The following is a 2393-nucleotide window of genomic DNA, read 5'->3' on the forward strand; positions in this document are numbered from 1 at the left end:
TCGAGCTGCAGATACTCTTTCATCCAAATAAATTCGGCATCGTCAAAACTTCCTCCCGAAAAATAAAGGGGGCGTTCCCAATCATTGTTGGCGAGCATATCCAACATCATCATACTCTTTTTGGTGATGGCTGTTTTGGGGATGTCAATATCGATATAATCAACGATTTCGGCCGAATCCTTTGCCTTGACCAATCCGCTTTCCAACACATTTTTCTTATTTACCGGAATACGCAGGTGGGTGGTGGGATAATAGACCATGTTCTGGCTGTTCTCTGAATAGGCATCAAGATCCGCGCCCCGTTTTTCAAGGATGTACTTCAGCTTGGTCTTGGGTTCGTCGCTGTCGACCCACTTGATAAAATCTTGGACCGACCAGCGGTTCTCGGAAAGCTTTTTGTTAAAAAGGTCGTCCACATTGTAATGATACAGTACATCGCGTGACCCAAAGCGGTACTTTTCGTGCGCCAGCTGCGAGGGTATCGCTTCACTTTCGTAGGCCTTACGTTTCATTTGATCGATATACCAGTCCGTTTCGAAAAGGCTGGTACAGACGATACGAACATCCGTGCGGTAGCCTTCAATCTCTTGGGCATACCACAGCGGAAAAGTATCGTTGTCACCAATCGTAAAAAGTATCGCGCCGGCATCCTCTTGGGTCGAATCGAGATAGGCTTTTGCGGATGCATTCGCCGTAAACCGGTTCGATCGGTCGTGATCGTCCCAATTCTGCACGGCCATTACGGTCGGTACCGCCAGAAAACAGACCACGGTAACGGCCGGTGCCAGTATTTTTGGTGATAGCAGTTTTCTGAACTCGTCGAAAAGGCCATAAACGCCAAGGCCTATCCAAAGTGCAAAAACATAGAAAGATCCCACCAGGGAGTAATCGCGCTCACGGGGCTGAAAGATATAGGGATTTGTATAGAATTGGATGGCAATCCCTGTAAACAAAAAGAACACCAGCAGCACCCAGAACTGTTTCGGATTTTTCGATACCTGAAAAAGGATGCCTATAATGCCCAAAATCAAGGGAAGGAAAAAATAGGTATTCCGCGCTTTATCGTTCTCGACCGCATCGGGAAGGTTATTTTGACTGCCGAGCCGCATGCTATCCACAAAATCGAAGCCGCTGATCCACTCACCATTACCATTGTACCTGCCTTGAACATCGTTGTTTTTTCCGGAGAAATTCCACATAAAATACCGCCAGTACATATAACCGAACTGAAACTGGGTCATATATTTAATATTCTGCCAAATCGAAGGTGGCTCTACTTCGATGTATTCGCTAAAACGCCTTAAAAAACCAATGTACTGCTCGGCGTCTATTTCTCCCTTGGCATAGCCTTCCTTTACTTGCTTAACGGCAGTACGGAGTTCTTCATTGGTCTGCTTCATCTTAAAATCGAGCGGCCCGAAATAGCGCATATAATTCTCGGCGTGCTGGGTACTCCACATTCTAGGTAGAACGCCTATATGTTTAGGATCATCCCCCGGTACGGCATCCTTATAATAATTTACGATAACGTATTTACCGGTCTTTTCATCCTTTTCATATTTAGGAGCCTCGTCTTTATCCTCTCCACTACTACCAAAGGTGCTGGAGTAATACGCGCCATAAACGGGACTGTCGACACCGGGATATTGCTCCCTATTGTAATACGCCAAAAGGGCCCGCGCGTCTTCGGGATTGTTCTCGTTGATGACCACTTGGGCGTTCGCACGAATGGGCAACAGAAGCCAAGATGAAAATCCGAGAAAAACGAACATCGTACAAAGCACTATCGTATTCGCTGTTTTATAATTATTTTTTCGGGTATAATCGAGCCCAAAATAAAACGCCGCCGCAAATACAAGACCCATAATGACGGTACCCGAATTGAAGGGAAGCCCGATACTATTGATAAAGAAAACCTCGCTCCAGCCAAAGAGCTCAAGCACATACGTCAGGGAAAATTTGTACACCAACATAAGAACGGCAATGACTGCAACGTTAGCAATCAAAAAATTCTTGACGGTTGTTGTTTTATAGGTTTTGAAGTAGTACAAAAGACCGATGGAAGGAATGGCCAAAAAGCCCATGAACTGAATACCGAAGGTAAGGCCCACCACGTAAGAAATCAGCACGAGCCATTTATTGCCGCGCGGGTTATCGAGATTGTCGGTCCACTTAAGGCCCAGCCAAAGCAGCAATGCCATAATCATACTGGCACTGGCATATACCTCTGTTTCGACGGCGTTGAACCAAAAACTATCGGAAAATGTAAAAGCCAAAGACCCGACAAGACCGCTGCCTAAAACGGCGATAGCCTTGCTACTGGTCATTACTTCACATTTCTGGTATACTAGCTTTTGCGTCAGGTTGGTAATCGTCCAGAACATGAACAATAT

The 2393-nt window shown here is 45.8% G+C and carries 1 protein-coding gene; it reads right to left on the reverse strand.

What is annotated here, in order from left to right; genetic code table 11:
- Positions 1 to 2393 (reverse strand): DUF2723 domain-containing protein (locus ACEW8S_RS05075; RefSeq protein ID WP_373517097.1); only part of this gene is annotated, 2393 nt, incomplete at both ends.

The organism is Pricia sp., from assembly GCF_041745955.1.
Lineage (GTDB): Bacteria > Bacteroidota > Bacteroidia > Flavobacteriales > Flavobacteriaceae > Pricia.